This window comes from Snodgrassella sp. (assembly GCF_024103505.1).
GTDB classification, from domain to species: Bacteria; Pseudomonadota; Gammaproteobacteria; order Burkholderiales; family Neisseriaceae; genus Snodgrassella; species Snodgrassella communis.
Genome location: NZ_JAGGIJ010000001.1, coordinates 372209 through 389627, shown reverse-complemented (window position 1 = coordinate 389627; position 17419 = coordinate 372209). Strand labels below are relative to the sequence as shown.

15 protein-coding genes and 1 tRNA gene are annotated in these 17419 nt (G+C 44.0%); 5 read left to right on the top strand and 11 right to left on the bottom strand.

Annotated elements, in window-relative coordinates:
• Positions 1–14: 14 nt before the first annotated feature.
• Positions 15–1610 carry an inorganic phosphate transporter gene (locus J6578_RS01760; protein WP_100120923.1) on the bottom strand — a complete coding sequence of 532 codons (1596 nt, stop codon included), beginning with the start codon at positions 1608–1610 and terminating at the stop codon, positions 15–17.
• Between the two features lie 115 nt (positions 1611–1725).
• Between J6578_RS01760 and thiE the strand changes: the two genes are divergently transcribed.
• Together thiE and hemH are read left to right on the top strand one after the other, a co-directional pair.
• On the top strand, positions 1726–2352 hold the full coding sequence (gene thiE / locus J6578_RS01755) for a thiamine phosphate synthase (protein WP_287953757.1): 627 nt from the start codon (positions 1726–1728) through the stop codon (positions 2350–2352).
• A gap of 192 nt (positions 2353–2544) precedes the next feature.
• Positions 2545–3552 carry a ferrochelatase gene (gene hemH, locus J6578_RS01750; RefSeq protein WP_093093497.1) on the top strand — a complete coding sequence of 336 codons (1008 nt, stop codon included), beginning with the start codon at positions 2545–2547 and terminating at the stop codon, positions 3550–3552.
• A 72-nt stretch (positions 3553–3624) separates the two neighbouring features.
• Here hemH and trhP read toward each other — a convergent pair whose 3' ends face one another.
• Entirely contained in the window at positions 3625–4992 is a 1368-nt protein-coding gene (gene trhP / locus J6578_RS01745) for a prephenate-dependent tRNA uridine(34) hydroxylase TrhP (protein ID WP_093093499.1), read from the bottom strand.
• 181 nt (positions 4993–5173) lie between these two features.
• Between trhP and recO the strand changes: the two genes are divergently transcribed.
• Entirely contained in the window at positions 5174–5905 is a 732-nt protein-coding gene (gene recO, locus J6578_RS01740; RefSeq protein ID WP_287953756.1) for a DNA repair protein RecO, read from the top strand.
• A gap of 200 nt (positions 5906–6105) precedes the next feature.
• Here the strand turns inward: recO and J6578_RS01735 are convergent.
• The 9 genes from J6578_RS01735 to thrS all read right to left on the bottom strand — a co-directional run bounded on the left by J6578_RS01735 (position 6106) and on the right by thrS (position 14178).
• A tRNA-Pro gene (locus J6578_RS01735) sits at positions 6106–6182 on the bottom strand.
• A 35-nt stretch (positions 6183–6217) separates the two neighbouring features.
• Positions 6218–6544 carry a hypothetical protein gene (locus J6578_RS01730; RefSeq protein ID WP_239362106.1) on the bottom strand — a complete coding sequence of 109 codons (327 nt, stop codon included), beginning with the start codon at positions 6542–6544 and terminating at the stop codon, positions 6218–6220.
• On the bottom strand, positions 6528–6830 hold the full coding sequence (locus tag J6578_RS01725) for an integration host factor subunit alpha (protein WP_037405883.1): 303 nt from the start codon (positions 6828–6830) through the stop codon (positions 6528–6530). Before J6578_RS01725 ends, J6578_RS01730 begins: the two co-directional genes overlap by 17 nt.
• 100 nt (positions 6831–6930) lie before the next feature.
• Positions 6931–9288 carry a phenylalanine--tRNA ligase subunit beta gene (gene pheT, locus J6578_RS01720; protein WP_287953755.1) on the bottom strand — a complete coding sequence of 786 codons (2358 nt, stop codon included), beginning with the start codon at positions 9286–9288 and terminating at the stop codon, positions 6931–6933.
• 326 nt (positions 9289–9614) lie between these two features.
• Positions 9615–10604, bottom strand: coding sequence for a phenylalanine--tRNA ligase subunit alpha (pheS, locus tag J6578_RS01715; RefSeq protein WP_037405877.1), 990 nt, complete (start codon positions 10602–10604; stop codon positions 9615–9617).
• A 279-nt stretch (positions 10605–10883) separates the two neighbouring features.
• Entirely contained in the window at positions 10884–11240 is a 357-nt protein-coding gene (rplT, locus tag J6578_RS01710) for a 50S ribosomal protein L20 (RefSeq protein ID WP_025330521.1), read from the bottom strand.
• A 12-nt stretch (positions 11241–11252) separates the two neighbouring features.
• Positions 11253–11450, bottom strand: a complete 198-nt coding sequence (gene rpmI / locus J6578_RS01705) for a 50S ribosomal protein L35 (protein ID WP_037405875.1) — start codon at positions 11448–11450, stop codon at positions 11253–11255.
• Positions 11451–11730: 280 nt separating this feature from the next.
• Positions 11731–12249, bottom strand: a complete 519-nt coding sequence (gene infC, locus J6578_RS01700) for a translation initiation factor IF-3 (protein WP_080701923.1) — start codon at positions 12247–12249, stop codon at positions 11731–11733.
• A 21-nt stretch (positions 12250–12270) separates the two neighbouring features.
• Positions 12271–14178 carry a threonine--tRNA ligase gene (gene thrS / locus J6578_RS01695; RefSeq protein ID WP_037405870.1) on the bottom strand — a complete coding sequence of 636 codons (1908 nt, stop codon included), beginning with the start codon at positions 14176–14178 and terminating at the stop codon, positions 12271–12273.
• 245 nt (positions 14179–14423) lie between these two features.
• Here thrS and tgt point away from each other — a divergent pair, with 245 nt between their 5' ends.
• Both tgt and argH read left to right on the top strand, forming a co-directional pair.
• Complete coding sequence (tgt, locus tag J6578_RS01690) at positions 14424–15539, top strand: tRNA guanosine(34) transglycosylase Tgt (RefSeq protein WP_093093546.1); 1116 nt, start codon at positions 14424–14426, stop codon at positions 15537–15539.
• A gap of 126 nt (positions 15540–15665) precedes the next feature.
• Positions 15666–17048 (top strand): argininosuccinate lyase, encoded by a 1383-nt coding sequence (argH, locus tag J6578_RS01685; protein WP_287953754.1) that lies wholly within the window; start codon positions 15666–15668, stop codon positions 17046–17048.
• The last annotated feature ends 371 nt before the right edge of the window (positions 17049–17419 follow it).

Here is a 17419-nt window from a genome sequence, read left to right as displayed (position 1 = left end):
GTTCAGATGTGGGTTCAGAAAAATGAATTGAGTCCGAGAAAAATCAGCACAGAAAGTAGGGCAGCAGATGGCAGGGTAATTATCCAGGCCAGTGCTATCGGTTTCATCAATTTCCAGTTGGCATTGTGGTTAACCAGACCAATACCCAAAACGGCACCAACCAGAATATGTGTACTGGATACCGGTAAGCCCATTAGTGTAGCCAGCATCACAATGGCGGCTGAGGACAGCTCAGCCGTGAAACCAGATGCTGGGTGCATTTTGGCTAAATTGGTACCTACAGTCTGAATAACTTCTTTGCCGATAAACCACAAGCCTACAATCAAGGCAACACCAAAAGTTATCATCACTGGTGCCGGAATCGGGGCGTTAGTATCCATGCCTGTATCACCGGTACGAATAATATCCATAATGGCTGCGAAAGGTCCTACTGCATTAGAAATATCATTGGCACCATGACTGAATGCAAAACCGGCAGCTGTAAATACCTGCATCCAACTGAACATCAGAAAGGTCGACTTGCTCAAATCCTTACGTTTTAATGTTTTGGCATAGATGAATGTGGCCATCCAGATGAGTGCGCCAATCATAATGATTAAAAGAAAATTGGTAACCACAGACAAACCAAGGTGCAGATTGGTTAATCCTTTAAATAGCAACATAGCGGTAATCATCATGCCACCACTGGCAGAAATTAAAGGTACCCAGTTATGCAGTGCTTTGAAAGCATCAATACTGTTTTTGCGGCTTTCAATATCAGCCAGCCCTTTATAATAATCTGACTCCAGCTCATCAACACTGTAATCAGGATCACTGTAGTTTTCAGCATCACGGGCAATTGCAGATGAAATAGTGATTTTTTCTGTTTCGCTTAGTTGTTCAAACCAAACTTTGTGTTTTTCTTTATAAGCTTTTTTTTCCTGCTTGATTTCTTTCAAAGCAGTATTCATGCGGTCGTTGTAATCGAGTACATGTTTTTTTATCAGGCTGAAAAGAATAAATGACAATGCTCCCCCTAGCACTGGAGAAATCACCCATGACAGGCCAATTTCACCCATTTTGTTCCACTGGATTAAATCAAATGCATTGCTGTTACCGGTAACGAGATAGCCCAGACACAGCCCACCACCAATCAGACCACCAATCAGAGAATGGGTTGTTGAGACTGGCAGTCCCTTTTTTGAGGCTATCAGCAGCCAGATTGCCGCAGCCAGCAATGCTGCCAGCATGACATTTATACATTGTGATGGTGTCAAATGCATGGCACCAAGGTCTATAATACCGTGACGAATGGTTTTGGTCACTTCACCACCGGCTATTACTGCTCCGGATACCTCAAAAACGGCAGCTATGCCCAGTGCCTGTGGTATTGTAAGTGTTCCTGCTCCTACACTGGTACCAAAGGAGTTGGCAACGTCATTGCCACCGATATTGAATGCCATGAAAGCACCAAACAGAGTGGCAATGATGAATAACAGTGGTGAGTGATGATTGGTATAACCTAGCCCCCAGTAAATAAAGTAGGCAATGGTGCCAATTAACAATGCTGCGAAAGTGTAATTAACCCGCATAATCAGGGGCGAGCGAACAGATGAAGTGTCTGAGGCCATAATGTATTTATAAAGTGGAGGATTCAGAACAGACACATGCAATCGCTATATGACGAATGCAGTGCTGCGTGAAAAACTGTCATTATAAAGATTTTTATTTCAATAGGAGTAAATTATGTATTCAAATTCATTTTTACCTATAGTTGCGCCACTGAAATTTTACGCAGTTGTTCCTTCTGCCGATTGGGTAGCACGAATGGTGGATGCAGGTGCCAATACGGTACAGCTACGTAATAAAACCGCGATTGGTTCAGCATTGTACCGTGAAATTGAGCGCAGTGTAGCTTATGCAAAAGATTCCCCTACGCAATTATTTATCAATGATTTCTGGTGGGAGGCTGTAGACTGTGGTGCCTATGGCGTGCATCTGGGACAGGAGGACTTGGAAAGTGCTGATTTGGTCATGATTCAGAGTGCCGGTTTACGGCTAGGCGTGAGCACTCATTCTTCTGAAGAGTTGGCAAAAGCACTGGCTGTAAGTCCAAGTTATGTAGCTTGTGGCGCAATTTTCCCCACTAAAACCAAAACTATGCCTAGCCAACCGCTGGGTCTGGACAAGCTCAGACAATACGTTTCACAGGCCGGTAGTATGCCTACAGTAGCGATTGGCGGAATTGATTTGAGTAACGCCAGCGAAGTTCTGGCGACAGGTGTAAGCTCGTTGGCTGTGGTACGGGCAGTTTCAGAGGCGGCTGAACCGGAAAAAATAGTTAAGGCTTTTCAGGCGCTTTGGCAAGAATAAAAATTGACTGGTTTGGCAGTAAAATACAGCGATTTCTAAGTTATTAGCGTAACTTACGCCAATGCAGGCTGCTTTTGAAATATTAATATTTACAAATACATTATGCAGAAAAAAAGGATATAAATAATATGAAGTAAATGATATCGGCTATACTGGTGCGGGATTTTCCTGATAATCAGTTGCTGCAAAATTATGTCGAAATTATTTCTTTCCGAACCAGAAACACCGAAAACGGCTATAGGCGTTCTGTTACTGAATCTGGGTACACCTACAGCACCCACAGCTCAGGCTGTACGCCCTTATCTGCGTGAATTTTTATCTGATCAGCGCGTGGTAGAATTACCACGTTTTCTATGGCAGATGATTTTGCGTGGGATTATTCTGCCTGTGCGCGGGCGTAAAAGCGCCCATGCTTACAGCAGTATCTGGCAGGATAATGGTTCACCACTATTGATTGGTACCCAGGCACTTACTACTGCTTTAGCCAAAATCATGCCCAAGGGCGTTATTACTCGTTTTGCCATGACTTATGGTCAGCCTAGCGTGGCTAATGTTTTGCAGGAGATGAAACAACAAGGTGTGCAATATTTGCTGGTGTTGCCGCTATATCCGCAGTATGCAAGTTCCAGTAGTGGTGCTGCACTTGATCAGGTTTGGCGGGTGATGCTCAGGCAGCGTGTGCAAATGGCGGTACGCAGCATCACCAGCTTTCATGCAGACAATAATTATATCCAAACGCTGGCCAGTCATATTCAGACATACTGGCAGAAGCATGGGCGAGGGCAATATTTATTACTGAGTTACCACGGCATTCCACAGGCGCAACATCTGGCCGGGGATGAGTATGTTGAGCATTGCACCACTACAACCCGTTTGCTCGTGGCGGAACTTGGTTTAAAAGAAAGTGAATATCGGCAGGCATTCCAAAGCCGTTTTGGTTACGCGCCATGGGTAGGTCCAAGTACACAGGATTTACTGGTTCAGTTACCACAGGCCGGAATAAGCAGTCTTGATATAGTCTGCCCGGGTTTTGTGACAGATTGTCTAGAAACACTGGAAGAAATTAATATTCGCGGTAGAGCAGATTTTCTGGCACATGGTGGAAAACAATTTCAGTATATTCCGTGCTTGAATAGTGAGCATGAATGGGTAGAAGTATTAGCACCACTTATCAGGCAGCATTTACACGGCTGGCAATAGTTCCTTATCCATATCGCACAAACAATAAAAACGCCATAGTCTTACAAGCCTATGGCGTTTTAAAATTTGCTTTTAAGCTGCTGCGGTTTGATTAATGATGCGAGCAATCAGCGCATTGTCTTTACCCTGCATCTGTGGAATCTGTACTTCAATTCCATTACCAGCGGCCACTTCCACTGGATATCCCTTACGCGTCATTTTTTCCAACAGGATAATTTGATTACCGCTGGGGTGAATAATTTCCAACTGGTCGCCAACACTGAATTTATTTTTTACTTCAATTGTTGCCCAGCCATCAGCATCTATAGCTGTTACCTTGCCAACATACTGGCTTTGTTTTGATAAAGAATGACCCGACAGATAATTCTGATATTCCTGAGTCTGATGACGTTCCAGAAAGCCAGTGGTGTAACCGCGATTAGCCAAGCCTTCAAGTTCAGCCAGCAGCGCATAATCAAAAGGTTTACCAGCAATCGCATCATCAATGGCACGGCGGTACACTTGTGCCGCACGGGCAACATAGTATACGGATTTGGTTCGACCTTCCACCTTCAGTGAATCCACACCGATTTCCGCCAGTTTCGCTACCTGTTCTACCGCACGTAAATCTTTGGAATTCATGATATAGGTACCATGCTCATCTTCCATAATGGGCATCATGTCACCCGGGCGGTTTGCTTCCTCAATTAAATACACCTTATTTGCCAGCGGATGCCGCTGCTGCTCATTCAGACCTAACAAGGTATCTTCAGCCAGACTTTGCGCCTGTTTAAAATCAAAATCACGCAATAGCTGCGCATCACCATTGTCGCTATCCATCGTATTATGTACCTTATAATCCCAGCGGCAGGCATTGGTACATGTACCCTGATTAGGGTCGCGGTGGTTAAAATAACCGGAAAGCAGACAGCGGCCGGAATAGGCAATGCATAAAGCACCGTGAACAAATACTTCCAACTCGATATCTGGGCATTGCTGACGAATTTCAGCAATCTCATTAATACTCAGCTCTCGCGACAGAATAATCCGCTCAATACCGATACTTTGCCAGAACTGCACTCCCCATGCATTAGTGGTATTGGCCTGAACAGACAGATGTATCGGTACTTCCGGCCATTTTTCACGCACTTTCATAATCAGCCCGGGATCAGCCATAATCAGTGCATCTGGCCGCATGGCAATAATTGGTTCCATATCCGCCAGATATGTTTTCAGTTTCGCATTGTGTGGCAGAATATTGCTGGCCAGAAAAAATTTTTTGCCACGAGCATGTGCTTCAGTAATTCCCTGTTCCAATATGGGCAGATGAGCAAATTCATTATTGCGAGCACGCAATGAATAACGTGGTGTACCTGCATAAACAGCGTCAGCGCCGTAGTCAAATGCGGCACGCATCCGTTCCAGTCCGCCAGCAGGCAATAATAATTCAGGTGCTTTCATGAGTGTGCAAACTTTCCTGATAGTTTTGAATATTTTTAGGCAGCCTGCTATATTGCAGCCGGCTGCCTAAAATAAAGTATCTGTTATTACATTAATTATCCGCTTTTTCCCATACAGGGTCAATTGTCATGCCGTATCAGGCTATAATTAATCACTTGTCTATCCGATGTAAAAACTGGTCATGTCTGCGAACCGTATTAATCATCAAGCCGCCTTTTTACTTACATCCCGCCCGTGGAGTGAAAGTAGCCTGCAAATTGAAATATTTTCTCGTGATTATGGCAGAGTAGTGATGCTGGCTCGCAGTGCCCGGCGCCGGCAAAGTGAGTTACGTGGTGTGCTTGTTCCGTTTGTGCCCTTACAGTTATCTTGGTATGGCAATAATGAACTGAAAACCTTGCATCGTGCTGAGTGGGTAGGCGGCTGGCGGCAGCCACAGGATCAGGCTCTATTCAGTGCCCTGTATGTCAATGAATTGGTGCTGAAACTGACTGCCCGCGAAGACCCCTTACCTCAAGTTTATACCGCGTTGCATACTGCATTACAAAGTATTACTGGCGGTGAACATTTATCAGCATTGCGGTATTTTGAATGGTCATTACTACGCGCTTTGGGTGTGGCACCTGATATCAGTCAGGATAATCAGGGGCGGGCAATTATTGATTATGAACGTTACTGGTTACGCGCCGAACATGCACCAGTTTTATTAATGCAGGCAGAGCTGTCTGCACAAGAAAACGGCATTATCGTCCATGGTCATACCCTTAATGCCTTAACTTCACTGACACTGGCTGCTCAGCCACAATGGCATTCAGAAGCAATCCGTCTTACCCGCATGCTTCTTGATTTTCGTCTGCCAGAAGGCATAATTAGTCGCAAGATATTGAAACAGTTGCAGCAATATACGAGTTAATATATAGCGTGTAATTGTTTAATTATAATTGTTGCTGGGGCGTTGACGAAAATATTAAGTACGGCTACCACTCACAGTTAGTATATTGGCGAGCCATCAGGTAATTTCGGTTTTTATTTATGCTTGATAAAAATTCGATTTTGAATATTTGCATAATTTACAGGCAAAAAAATACAGCCAAAACGGCTGTATTTTTATTTTGGTCGGAGTGAAAGGATTCGAACCTTCGACCCCTTGCACCCCATGCAAGTGCGCTACCAGACTGCGCCACACTCCGACTTCGTAAGGAAAGCGATTATAAGTATAATCGTATTACTTGGCAAGTACGCTATTCAGGTTATCCACTACTTTCTCAATTTGCTGCCGAACCTCCGTGGCATCTATGGCCGGATTACCGTCAGCATCCACCTGATTGCGTGTAAATGGATCAATATATGGTTTAAAGCTATTGCGCAATTGTCGAATTTTAATTACATCAGCACGAGTATAATGCTGGCCGCCATAGCCAACAACTACCCCGTGTATTTGCTGCCAGACAGAAAACTGTTCAGCACTGATGTCAGCAAGACGGCATAATTCGTCAAGGGTGAAGTACCGCTGTGCTGGAATGGGTAACAGCTGCTTATGCTTGTTTTCCATTATAGTGATCAACCATGCCTTTCAATTTTTGTGATGCGTGGAATGTAACAACACGTCTGGCTGAAATAGGTACTTCTTCGCCGGTTTTAGGGTTACGCCCCGGGCGCTGTGGTTTGTCGCGCAGCTGGAAGTTACCAAAACCGGAGATTTTGATTTGTTCTCCTTGTTCCAGCGTGCTGCGAATTTCTTCAAAAAACATTTCTACAATTTCTTTGGCATCATGTTTGCTCATGCCTGCAACTTTTTCTACCAGAATATCTGCAAGTTCAGCTTTTGTCAGCGTCATATCTAAATTTCTTTCATTAAAGAGGATGTAATTATCCCCAAATTAGTAAGTGTTTTCAAGTGTGTAAATTCACATCAAAGTAGCGTGTACAGCGATGATTTTAAGTGCGTAATTGTGCACCAATTGTACCTGCTATATCAATGAATTTTTTCATTATTTCTTCAACTTCTTCATCGGTTAGTGTTTGTTCTGTGCTTTGCAGTATAACTTTTATGGCTATACTCTTGGTATTTTCAGCCATACCTTTTCCGCGATAAACATCGAATATTGATATTTCTTGAATTGTTGGATGGGTTACTGTGGCTAAGGTGGTGATTAACTGTTCGGCGGTAGTTTGCTCCGCTACGATAAATGCCAGATCACGCCGTACCGGCTGGAATTTGGATACTGGCTGATAGGTAATTCTGGCTTGTGTTAATACAGCGTTTAAATCCAGTTCGAATAAAATGGGTGACTGGGGTAAATCATATTTTTGGGTCCAGCGTGGATGCAGTTCGCCAATAACACCAACTACTTTGTTATCAATTATGATTTCTGCTGTTCTGCCGGGGTGTAGGGCAGGATGCTGTGCGGCACGATAATCAATTCTATGTGCGCTTAATAAGCCAGCAATATCGTTTTTGACATCATAAAAATCAACATTTCGTGTTGTTACAGCCCACTGTTCAGGCAGAACTGAACCATAAGCCAGACCGGCAATTTTTTTGGTCTGAGTGTATTTTTCTACCTGTTTGTTAAATACGCGCGCTACTTCAAATAATCTTACTCGGTTTTGTTTCCGATTAAGATTGTTATGCAGTATTTCTATTAGCCCACCAAACAAGGTAGAACGCATAACGCTGAGCTGGCTGGCTATCGGATTTTGCAAGCGAATCGGGTTGGTGTTGCCTGCAAGATCATGTTCCCATGCTTCTTCTACAAATGCGTAGCTGATTACTTCCTGATAACCGCTGTTGGCTAATTGATGATAAATGCTGAAAAGTGGTTTTTGTGTTTCTGGTAAGGCCACCATATTCAGTTTGCCATTGGTGTGGTCGTCCGGAATATTTTCATAGCCATAGACGCGGCCAATTTCTTCAATCAGGTCAGCTTCAATTTCGATATCAAAACGGAAGCTGGGCGAAGTAACTATAAAACCATCATCACAAGATTGGGGATTAAGTCCTAAATGTTGCAGGATAATGCCAATGTCTGTTTCAGCAATGGCAACGCCAAGTACTTTTGCCACTCTTGTTGTACGTACTTTTACTTGTTTTGTGGTCGGCAAGATACCTGTTGCTTCGGTGATTACGCCAATGTCGCCCCCGCAGATTTCTTTTATTAGAGTGGTTGCGCGTTCTATGGCCTGTTGCTGTAAATTGAAATCTACGCCTCGTTCAAAACGGAAAGATGAGTCGGAACCAAAGCCATATTGACGAGCTTTACCAGCAATGCTATCTGGTGTAAACCAGGCGCTCTCGATAACGATATTCTGTGTATCATTCGTAACTGAGCTGGTGGCACCGCCCATTAATCCAGCGATGCTTAATACTTGTTTTTCGTCGGCAATCACCAGTGTATTACTGTTTAAGGTAACTGTTTTGTCATTCAGGCAGACCAGGGTCTCACCTTCATGGGCATGGCGAACAGTTAGGTTACCGGTGATTTTGTCTGCATCAAATATGTGCATTGGCTGTCCCAGCTCAAGCATGACATAGTTACCGATATCAACCAATGCATTAATACTACGCAGGCCACTGCGTTCCAGCCGTTGTTTTAACCATGTGGGTGTGGTGGCATCTGCATTGACTCCGCGCATTACCCGGCTAAGAAAGCGGCCACAGTCTTCCGGAGCATTGATGCTAACTGGTTGGCTGGTATTGATTGTTGGCTGATTTGGGGTAATTTCTATCGGATGTAGTGCTGTCTGGGTTAGGGCACCTACCTCACGTGCTATGCCTTTTATGCTCAGGCAATCTGCGCGGTTTGGGGTGATTTTCAGGGTTAGCAGATTATCATTTAAATCCAGATAATCACGAATATTATTACCAATTGGTGCATTGGCCGGCAAAATCAGCAGGCCGTTTACTTCATCTGGCAGTCCCAGTTCTTTGGCAGAGCAAAGCATTCCATTGGATACCTGACCGCGCATTTTGGTGGGTTTGATTTTGAAATTACCCGGCAAGATGGCGCCAGGTAAGGCGCAAGGTACTTTGATACCAGGCTGTACATTGGGGGCACCGCAAACGATTTGTATTAGTTCACCTGTGCCTGCGTCAACCTGGGTGATGTTGAGCCGGTCTGCATCGGGATGTTTAATTACGGATTTAACTTCGGCAATGACTACGCCGCTAAATTCAGGCGCGGCCAGACTGGTTTCTTCTACTTCCAATCCGGCCATTGTCAGTAAGTGAGCCAGTTGTTCGGCCGATAATTCAGGATTAACCCACGAATATAACCAATTTTGAGAAAATTGCATGATGCTTCCAGTATGTATTCTGTTGCGGTTTAATCCAAAAGTGTGGTGGCTATGCCAGTAATCCATGTGTTACACGATTATTTAATCAGTTTGGACGTTGGGTATTCACTTTTGGGATTAATGTTATTTGCTGATGAGTCTGTTTCGGTTGTTATTCAGTCTTAGGCACTGTTCACAATCTGAAAAATTCATCAGTAGTAGGTATCAGGTTGTTTATGGCTTCGATATTAAAGCTAAAATCAGAAACAAAATATGCTGGGGCTGGGCTTGATGTCATGGTTTTGTTCCTGCTCTTTAATTGTCTTCTGTTTAAATAACAATTAATTTTAATCCTGAAACTGTTTCAGGAAGTTTAGGTCGTTATCGAAAAACAGGCGTAAATCGTTGATACCGTAGCGGAGCATGGCAAAACGATCTAAACCGATACCAAAAGCAAAACCTGTGTATTTTTCAGCATCTATGTTGACATTTTTCAGTACGTTGGGATGTACCATGCCGCAGCCGCCTACTTCGAGCCAGCCACGTTCGCCCATTATGTCAATTTCTGCTGAGGGTTCGGTAAAGGGAAAGAATGAAGGGCGGAAACGTACTTGTAAGTCATCGCGCTCAAAGAAACGACGGATAAAATCGGTAAATACAGCTTTCAGATCGGCCATGGTTACGCCTTCTTCAATCCATAAGCCTTCTGCTTGATGGAACATGGGCGAGTGGGTTGCGTCTGAATCGACTCTGTATACACGGCCGGGAGCAATAATGCGGATTGGCGGTTCTTTTTTGTCGAGCATGTAACGAATCTGAATGGGCGAGGTATGGGTACGCAATACGTTACCATTTTCTACATAGAAGGTATCCTGCATGGCTCGTGCCGGATGATTAGGTGGGATGTTTAAGGCTTGAAAGTTGTGAAAATCGTCTTCTATTTCCGGCCCGTCTGCTACGGTAAAACCCATGCTGTGAAACAGTTCAACAATGCGTTGTAAGGTTAGTGTAACTGGGTGCAAGCCACCCAGATTTTGCCCGCGTCCGGGTAAGGTAACGTCCAGTGCTTCGGCTGCAAGTTGTTGTTGGAGTTTTGCTTCATTTAAGGCTTCGCGTTGCTGGTTATATGCAGCCTGAAACTGATTTTTGCATTCATTAATATGAGCACCTGTAGTTTTGCGTTCTTCTGGTGTCATTTTTCCTAATGTTTTTAATAAGGCATTAAGTTCACCAGTTTTGCCTAGGTAGCGAGCTTTTACTAATTCTAATGCAGGTAAGTCAATGGCTGAGTTAACAGCAGCGATGCCTTCGGCAACGATGCGGTTGGCGTTTTCCATAACGAGATTCTTTACTTAAAAAATAAAACGAAGGTGTGTTTGTATGCTCTTTGCCTTGCTGTTGATTGTGCTGGAATTTTTATCAATACCGAGCCTGAAATGGACAAAATGGGCAATATAACACGCTATAATAAAATATGTGCTAAAAGGTTATTTTAACGCGAAATTCATGTAATCAACAATGCTAAACGATGATTTTGACAATGATTGGGTTGTTTAATCAGGCAGGAATACAAAAAAAGGAAACCGAAGTTTCCTTTTTTTTTCAAAATCAGTCTATCAGGCTAATGCTGCTTTTGCCTGTGCTGCCAGTTGGGCAAATGCGGCTTGATCGAAAACAGCCAGATCCGCCAAGACTTTGCGATCAATTACGATAGCAGCTTTTTTCAGGCCATTCATGAATTTGCTATAAGATAAGCCGTTTTGGCGTGCTGCTGCATTAATACGTACAATCCACAGTTGACGGAATTGACGTTTGCGTTGACGACGGTCACGGTAAGCATACTGACCGGCTTTCATTACAGCCTGTTTGGCAATACGATAGACGTTTTTACGACGACCGCGATAGCCTTTAGCTAACGCTAAAACTTTTTTGTGACGGGCACGAGCGGTAACACCACGTTTTACGCGAGGCATAGTTCAAACTCCTTAAGCGTAGGGTAACATTTTGTGGATAGAAGCCATATCGCGTTCGTTCACCAGTGAGGTGCCACGCAATTGACGTTTATTTTTGGTGGTTTTTTTCGTCAGAATGTGACGTTTGAACGCGTGAGCGCGTTTTACACCACCGTTACCCAATACTTTGAAGCGTTTTTTCGCGCTTGATTTGGATTTCATTTTCGGCATGGGAAAACTCCATTGTTGTTTGATCAGGCGAGGGGTGGCTGTAGACAGCACTTTAACCCACACACCACGGTTTTTGCCGCCTGAATATTGATTTATGCACAGCGGCGATGCATAAGGGAACGGATTATAATATACATGAGCCGGTAAGACAATATGGCAGTCATTATCTGTTATTAATACTTTGTGAACCGGGTAAGATATTGATAGGCTAGTATATGAAAAACCTCATTTTATCTAGGTAAAATGAGGTTTTGGTAACATAGCTGAATTCGGATAATGATTATTTCTTTTTCGGGGCAATAATCATTACCATCTGGCGACCTTCCATTTTGGGGAACTGCTCAACGGTACCAATTTCTATTAAATCAGCCTGAATACGCTTGAGTAGTTCTGCGCCTAGATGCTGGTGAGCCATTTCACGTCCGCGGAACCTTAAGGTGACTTTTACTTTATCACCGTCAGCTAAAAAGCGGGTGATGTTACGCATTTTGATCTGATAATCACCTTCGTCAGTGCCAGGGCGAAATTTAATTTCCTTAACTTGCACCTGTTTCTGCTTTTTGCGCTGTTCGTCGCGTTTTTTGGATTGTTCGTATTTGAATTTACCGAAATCCATTAATTTGCAGACGGGTGGCTTGGCGGTAGGAGCGATTTCTACCAGATCCACATCATGCTCTTCGGCCAGTTTCATGGCCTGCTGAGTAGATACTACACCCAACTGTTCGCCAGTTGGTCCAATCAAACGCACTTCTTTAATGGTGATTTCACCGTTGATGCGTGCTTCGCGTTCTTGAGCGATGGTCGTACTCCTTATTCACGTTTAATGAAGAGACAAGATTTCCTGTTTCAGTTGGGTAATAAATGTTTCAATATCCATCTGACCCAGGTCTTCGCCGCCGCGTTTGCGTACGGTAACCTTGTTGTCCTGTTTTTCCTTCTCGCCTATAACCAGTTGATAGGGTAGGCGTTGCGTACTGTTATCTCGGATTTTGTATCCAATTTTCTCATTACGCAAGTCTAAATGCACCCGGAAGCCTTCTGCGCTTAAATGCGTGGCAAGTTGTTGACAGTATTCGGTCTGTGCTTCGGTAATATTCATAATTACCATCTGTACTGGCGCCAGCCATAATGGAAATGCGCCGGCATGGTGTTCAATCAGGATGCCGATAAAGCGTTCAAGTGAACCCAGAATGGCACGGTGGAGCATTACCGGGCGGGCACGGCCATTTTCTTCGGTCACATATTCAGCTCCCAAGCGCTCTGGCAGCACAAAATCTAGCTGAATTGTGCCACATTGCCACGAGCGGCCTAATGCGTCTTTAATATGGTATTCTACTTTGGGGCCATAAAAAGCACCTTCACCGGGTAATTCTTCCCAGGTAACACCACAGGCTGTCAGTGCCTCACGCAATCCTTGCTCGGCTTTGTCCCAGATGGCATCAGATCCAGCGCGTTTTTCTGGGCGCAGGGATAATTTGACGGCTACGTCGTTAAATTCAAACTGGCGGTAAATGCGCATTACCAGTTCGTTAAATGCTTTGGCTTCGCTGACAATCTGGTCTTCTGTACAGAAAATATGCGCATCATCCTGTGTAAAGCCACGTACACGCATCAGGCCGTGTAAGGCTCCAGAAGGTTCGTTACGATGACAGGAACCAAATTCAGCCAGACGCAATGGTAAATCGCGATATGAGCGCAGGCCTTGATTGAAAATCTGGATATGGCCGGGGCAGTTCATGGGTTTAACTGCATAAACACGTTTTTCCGATTCGGTAATGAACATGTTTTCTTTGTAGTTATCCCAGTGACCGGATTTTTCCCACAGGCTGCGATCCATAATCATTGGTGTTTTGATTTCCTGATAGCCGGCAGCGGCAAGTTCGCGGCGCAGATGCTGTTCAATAATCTGCCATAGAGACCAGCCTTTGGGATGCCAAAATACCATACCCGGTGCTTCATCCTGCAAGTGGAATAAATCCATCTGTTTGGCCAGTTTGCGGTGATCGCGCTTTTCTGCTTCTTCAATACGCTGAATGTATGCGTTCAGATCTTCTTTGCTCGCCCAGGCTGTGCCATAAATGCGTTGCAGTTGTTCGTTTTTGGCATCTCCGCGCCAGTAAGCGCCGGATAGTTTGGTTAACTTAAAGTTTTTCAGGAAACGGGTGTTAGGGACATGTGGCCCCCGACACATGTCTACATATTCCTGATGGTAATAAAGACCCATTGCTTTTTCATCTGGCATGTCTTCAATCAGGCGCAGTTTGTAGTCTTCTTGGCGCTGTTTGAATACATTGATGACTTCATTTCGTGGTGTAACTTTTTTGATTACATCGTAATTCTGTGCAATCAGTTCTTTCATGCGTGCTTCAATAGCTGCAATATCTTCGGGGGTAAATGGCCGCTCGTACCAGATGTCGTAATAAAAGCCATCTTCAATTACTGGCCCGATAACCATTTTAGCCTCAGGATACAGTTGTTTTACAGCATGGCCGACCAGATGTGCGCAAGAGTGGCGAATGATTTCGACACCTTCTTTATCTTTGGCGGTTATGATGCTGACTTGAGCATCTTCTGCTACCTGATCACATGTGTCTACCAGCTTGCCGTTAATTTTGCCGGCAATTGCGGCTTTGGCTAAGCCTGCACCTATGGAAGCGGCAATGTCTGCTATGCTTAATGGCGCTTCAAACTGACGGACGGAACCGTCTGGCAGGGTAATGTTTAACATGCATACTCCACAAATAACAGACCAGGCTCGCTTGCTACAAGTGAGAAAATCAGATGGCTGCTTTTGATTAGATTTATAAATTAAAGGGATTAGGTAAAAGCGTCTGTTGCTGGTGAACGTCCGCTTCAGTTAAGGAATTTATTTTAACGATTTGAATTTTGCTTGGCAATGCTTACGCGGCGAAATGTGTTGGTTTCGGCTATAATGGGATGTTCTGTCATAATTGTTGTCATTAAATTGGTTATATGCTGAAATTTACTTTACAGCGCACTGATGGTTTTGCGCGTCGTGGTACTCTGGAGTTGAATCATGGTACGGTGGAAACACCAGTATTTATGCCGGTTGGGACATATGGTTCAGTAAAGGCCATGTCGCCACGTAATCTGGAGGAAATCAAGGCACAGATTATTCTGGGTAATACTTTCCATTTGTGGTTGCGGCCGGGGCTGGATGTTATTCGAGATTTTGGCGGGTTGCACGATTTTATTGGCTGGAACCGGCCGATGCTGACTGACTCCGGCGGTTTTCAGGTGTTTTCTTTGGCACAGATGCGTAAATTAACGGAAGAGGGCTGTACTTTCCGCAGTCCGATTAACGGAGATAAGCTGTTTTTGTCGCCTGAAATTTCCATGCAGATTCAAACGGTGTTAAATTCAGATATTGTGATGCAGCTGGATGAATGCCCAGATGGCAATGTGGATGCGAGAGAGGCTGAGAAGTCTTTACAAATGAGTTTGCGCTGGGCAGAGCGCAGTAAAAATGAATTTGAACGCCTGAATAATCCAAACGCTTTATTTGGTATTGTTCAGGGGGGCATGTATGAGGATTTGCGTGAGCAATCACTGGCTGGTCTGGAGAAAATCGGTTTTCCGGGCTTGTCTGTGGGTGGTTTGTCTGTTGGTGAACCGAAACCGGAGATGTACCGTATTTTACGGGCTATTGGCCCTAAACTTCCGGCACATAAGCCACATTATCTGATGGGTGTCGGTACACCTGAGGATTTGGTATATGGGGTAGCTTATGGCATTGATATGTTTGATTGTGTAATGCCAACCCGTAATGCACGTAATGGCTGGCTATTTACGCGTTTTGGTGATGTGAAAATCCGAAATGCGATGTATCGCCATGACCAGCGCCCATTGGATGAAAGTTGTGACTGCTATACCTGCCGTAATTTCAGCCGTGCTTATCTGCATCATTTACAGCGTGTAGGTGAGATTCTGGGCGCTCAGTTAAATACTATCCATAATTTGCGTTATTATCAGATACTGACTGCGGAAATGCGCTCGGCCATTGAGGCTGGTAAATTCAGTGAATTTCAAGCTCACTTTCATGATGATCGCGCCCGTGGCGTTCTGTAATCAATCTTTTTTGTATGGGCACTGCAGTAGTATTATCGATAAAGTTAATGTGATGCGGATGGAGGTAATGCGCTGTCGGCAATTTTCTTTGGATGTTGTTTGGTCTTAGTATAGTGGAGAGGTAGTATGGATGAAAAAGTCTGGTCAGGCCGTTTTCATGAGCCGGTAAGTGAGCTGGTTAAGCAGTATACTGCATCGATTACATTTGATCAGCGGCTGGCTCAATGTGATATTCAAGGTTCACTGGCACATGCACAGATGCTGCAACAGGCTGGTGTGTTGAGTGTAGAGGATTTGTCTGCAATTAAGGCTGGTATGCAGGAAATTTTGCAGGAAATAGCTGCCGGCAAAGTTGAATGGTCAGTTGATCTGGAAGATGTGCATATGAATGTGGAACGTTTGCTAACCCAGAAGGTGGGCGATGCTGGTAAGCGTTTACACACGGGGCGCAGCCGTAATGATCAGGTGGCTACTGATATTCGGTTATGGCTGCGTGAAGAAATTGATCGTGTTGTGGTTTTAATTAGGGATTTGCAGTCTGCACTGGTTGATTTGGCTGATAAAAATGCAGAAGTGGTGATGCCGGGTTTTACACATATGCAGGTAGCTCAGCCTGTGAGTTTTGGTCACCATATGCTAGCGTATGTTGAAATGCTGGGGCGTGATGGTGAGCGTATGCTTGATTGTCGCCATCGGGTTAACCGGATGCCATTAGGTGCTGCTGCACTTGCTGGTACTACTTTTCCGATTAAGCGTGAAGTTACTGCGCAATTACTTGGTTTTGAAGCAATTTGCCAGAATTCTCTGGATGCGGTATCTGATCGTGATTTTGCTATTGAGTTTACTGCTGCTGCGTCGATTCTGATGATGCATTTGTCACGTTTGAGTGAGGAGCTGATTTACTGGATGAGTCCGCGCTTCGGTTTTATTGATATTGCTGACCGTTTCTGCACGGGTTCTAGTATTATGCCGCAGAAGAAAAATCCAGATGTGCCGGAGTTGGTACGCGGTAAAAGTGCCCGTGTGGTGGGGCATCTGATGGGATTGATTACTTTGATGAAATCACAACCACTGGCCTACAATAAAGATAATCAGGAAGACAAGGAGCCACTTTTCGATACGGTAGATACTCTGGTGGATACTTTACGTATTTATGCAGATATGATGCGAGGTGTTAGTGTGAAACCTGAGAATATGCGTGCTGCTGTGTTACAGGGCTTTGCGACAGCAACTGATTTGGCTGATTATCTGGTGAAAAAGGGCTTACCGTTTCGCGATAGTCATGAGGTAGTTGCACGTGCAGTACGGCTGGCGGAAGAGCAGCAGCAGGAATTAAGTGAGTTATCGTTGGATGTGCTGCAATCTTTTTCCAGTTTGATAGATGAGGATGTATATCAGGTTCTTTCACCTGAGGGTAGTCTTAATGCGCGTAATCATGTTGGTGGTACAGCACCTGCACAGGTACGTGCGCAGGTAGCACGCTGGCGTGAGTATTTGCAATCTGTTTAAATTTTATTATACTGGCTGTTTTAAGTAGTTCGTTTGAAAATCAGGTAGGTTATTTTCTACCTGATTTTTTATTTTGTTTGAATGTTCTTTGATAATGTTTGTTTTAACCGTTTTATCTTTAAAGGAAGATGATAAGGTATGTGATTTATTGTCTGTATAAATTTTATTTGGATTAAGCTAAGAATAAGTAGTATAAATGTTAATTGGAAATAATTTTTTTGCAGATAAATGATACTGATATTTATGAAATACAAGTATGCATTGATTTAGATTAATATGTTTAATGGATAAGATAGAGATTTTATGTTTATTGATTGCAGTAATTTGTAATGTTGTTATGTAATAATTGATTAGATAAGTATATTGTTATT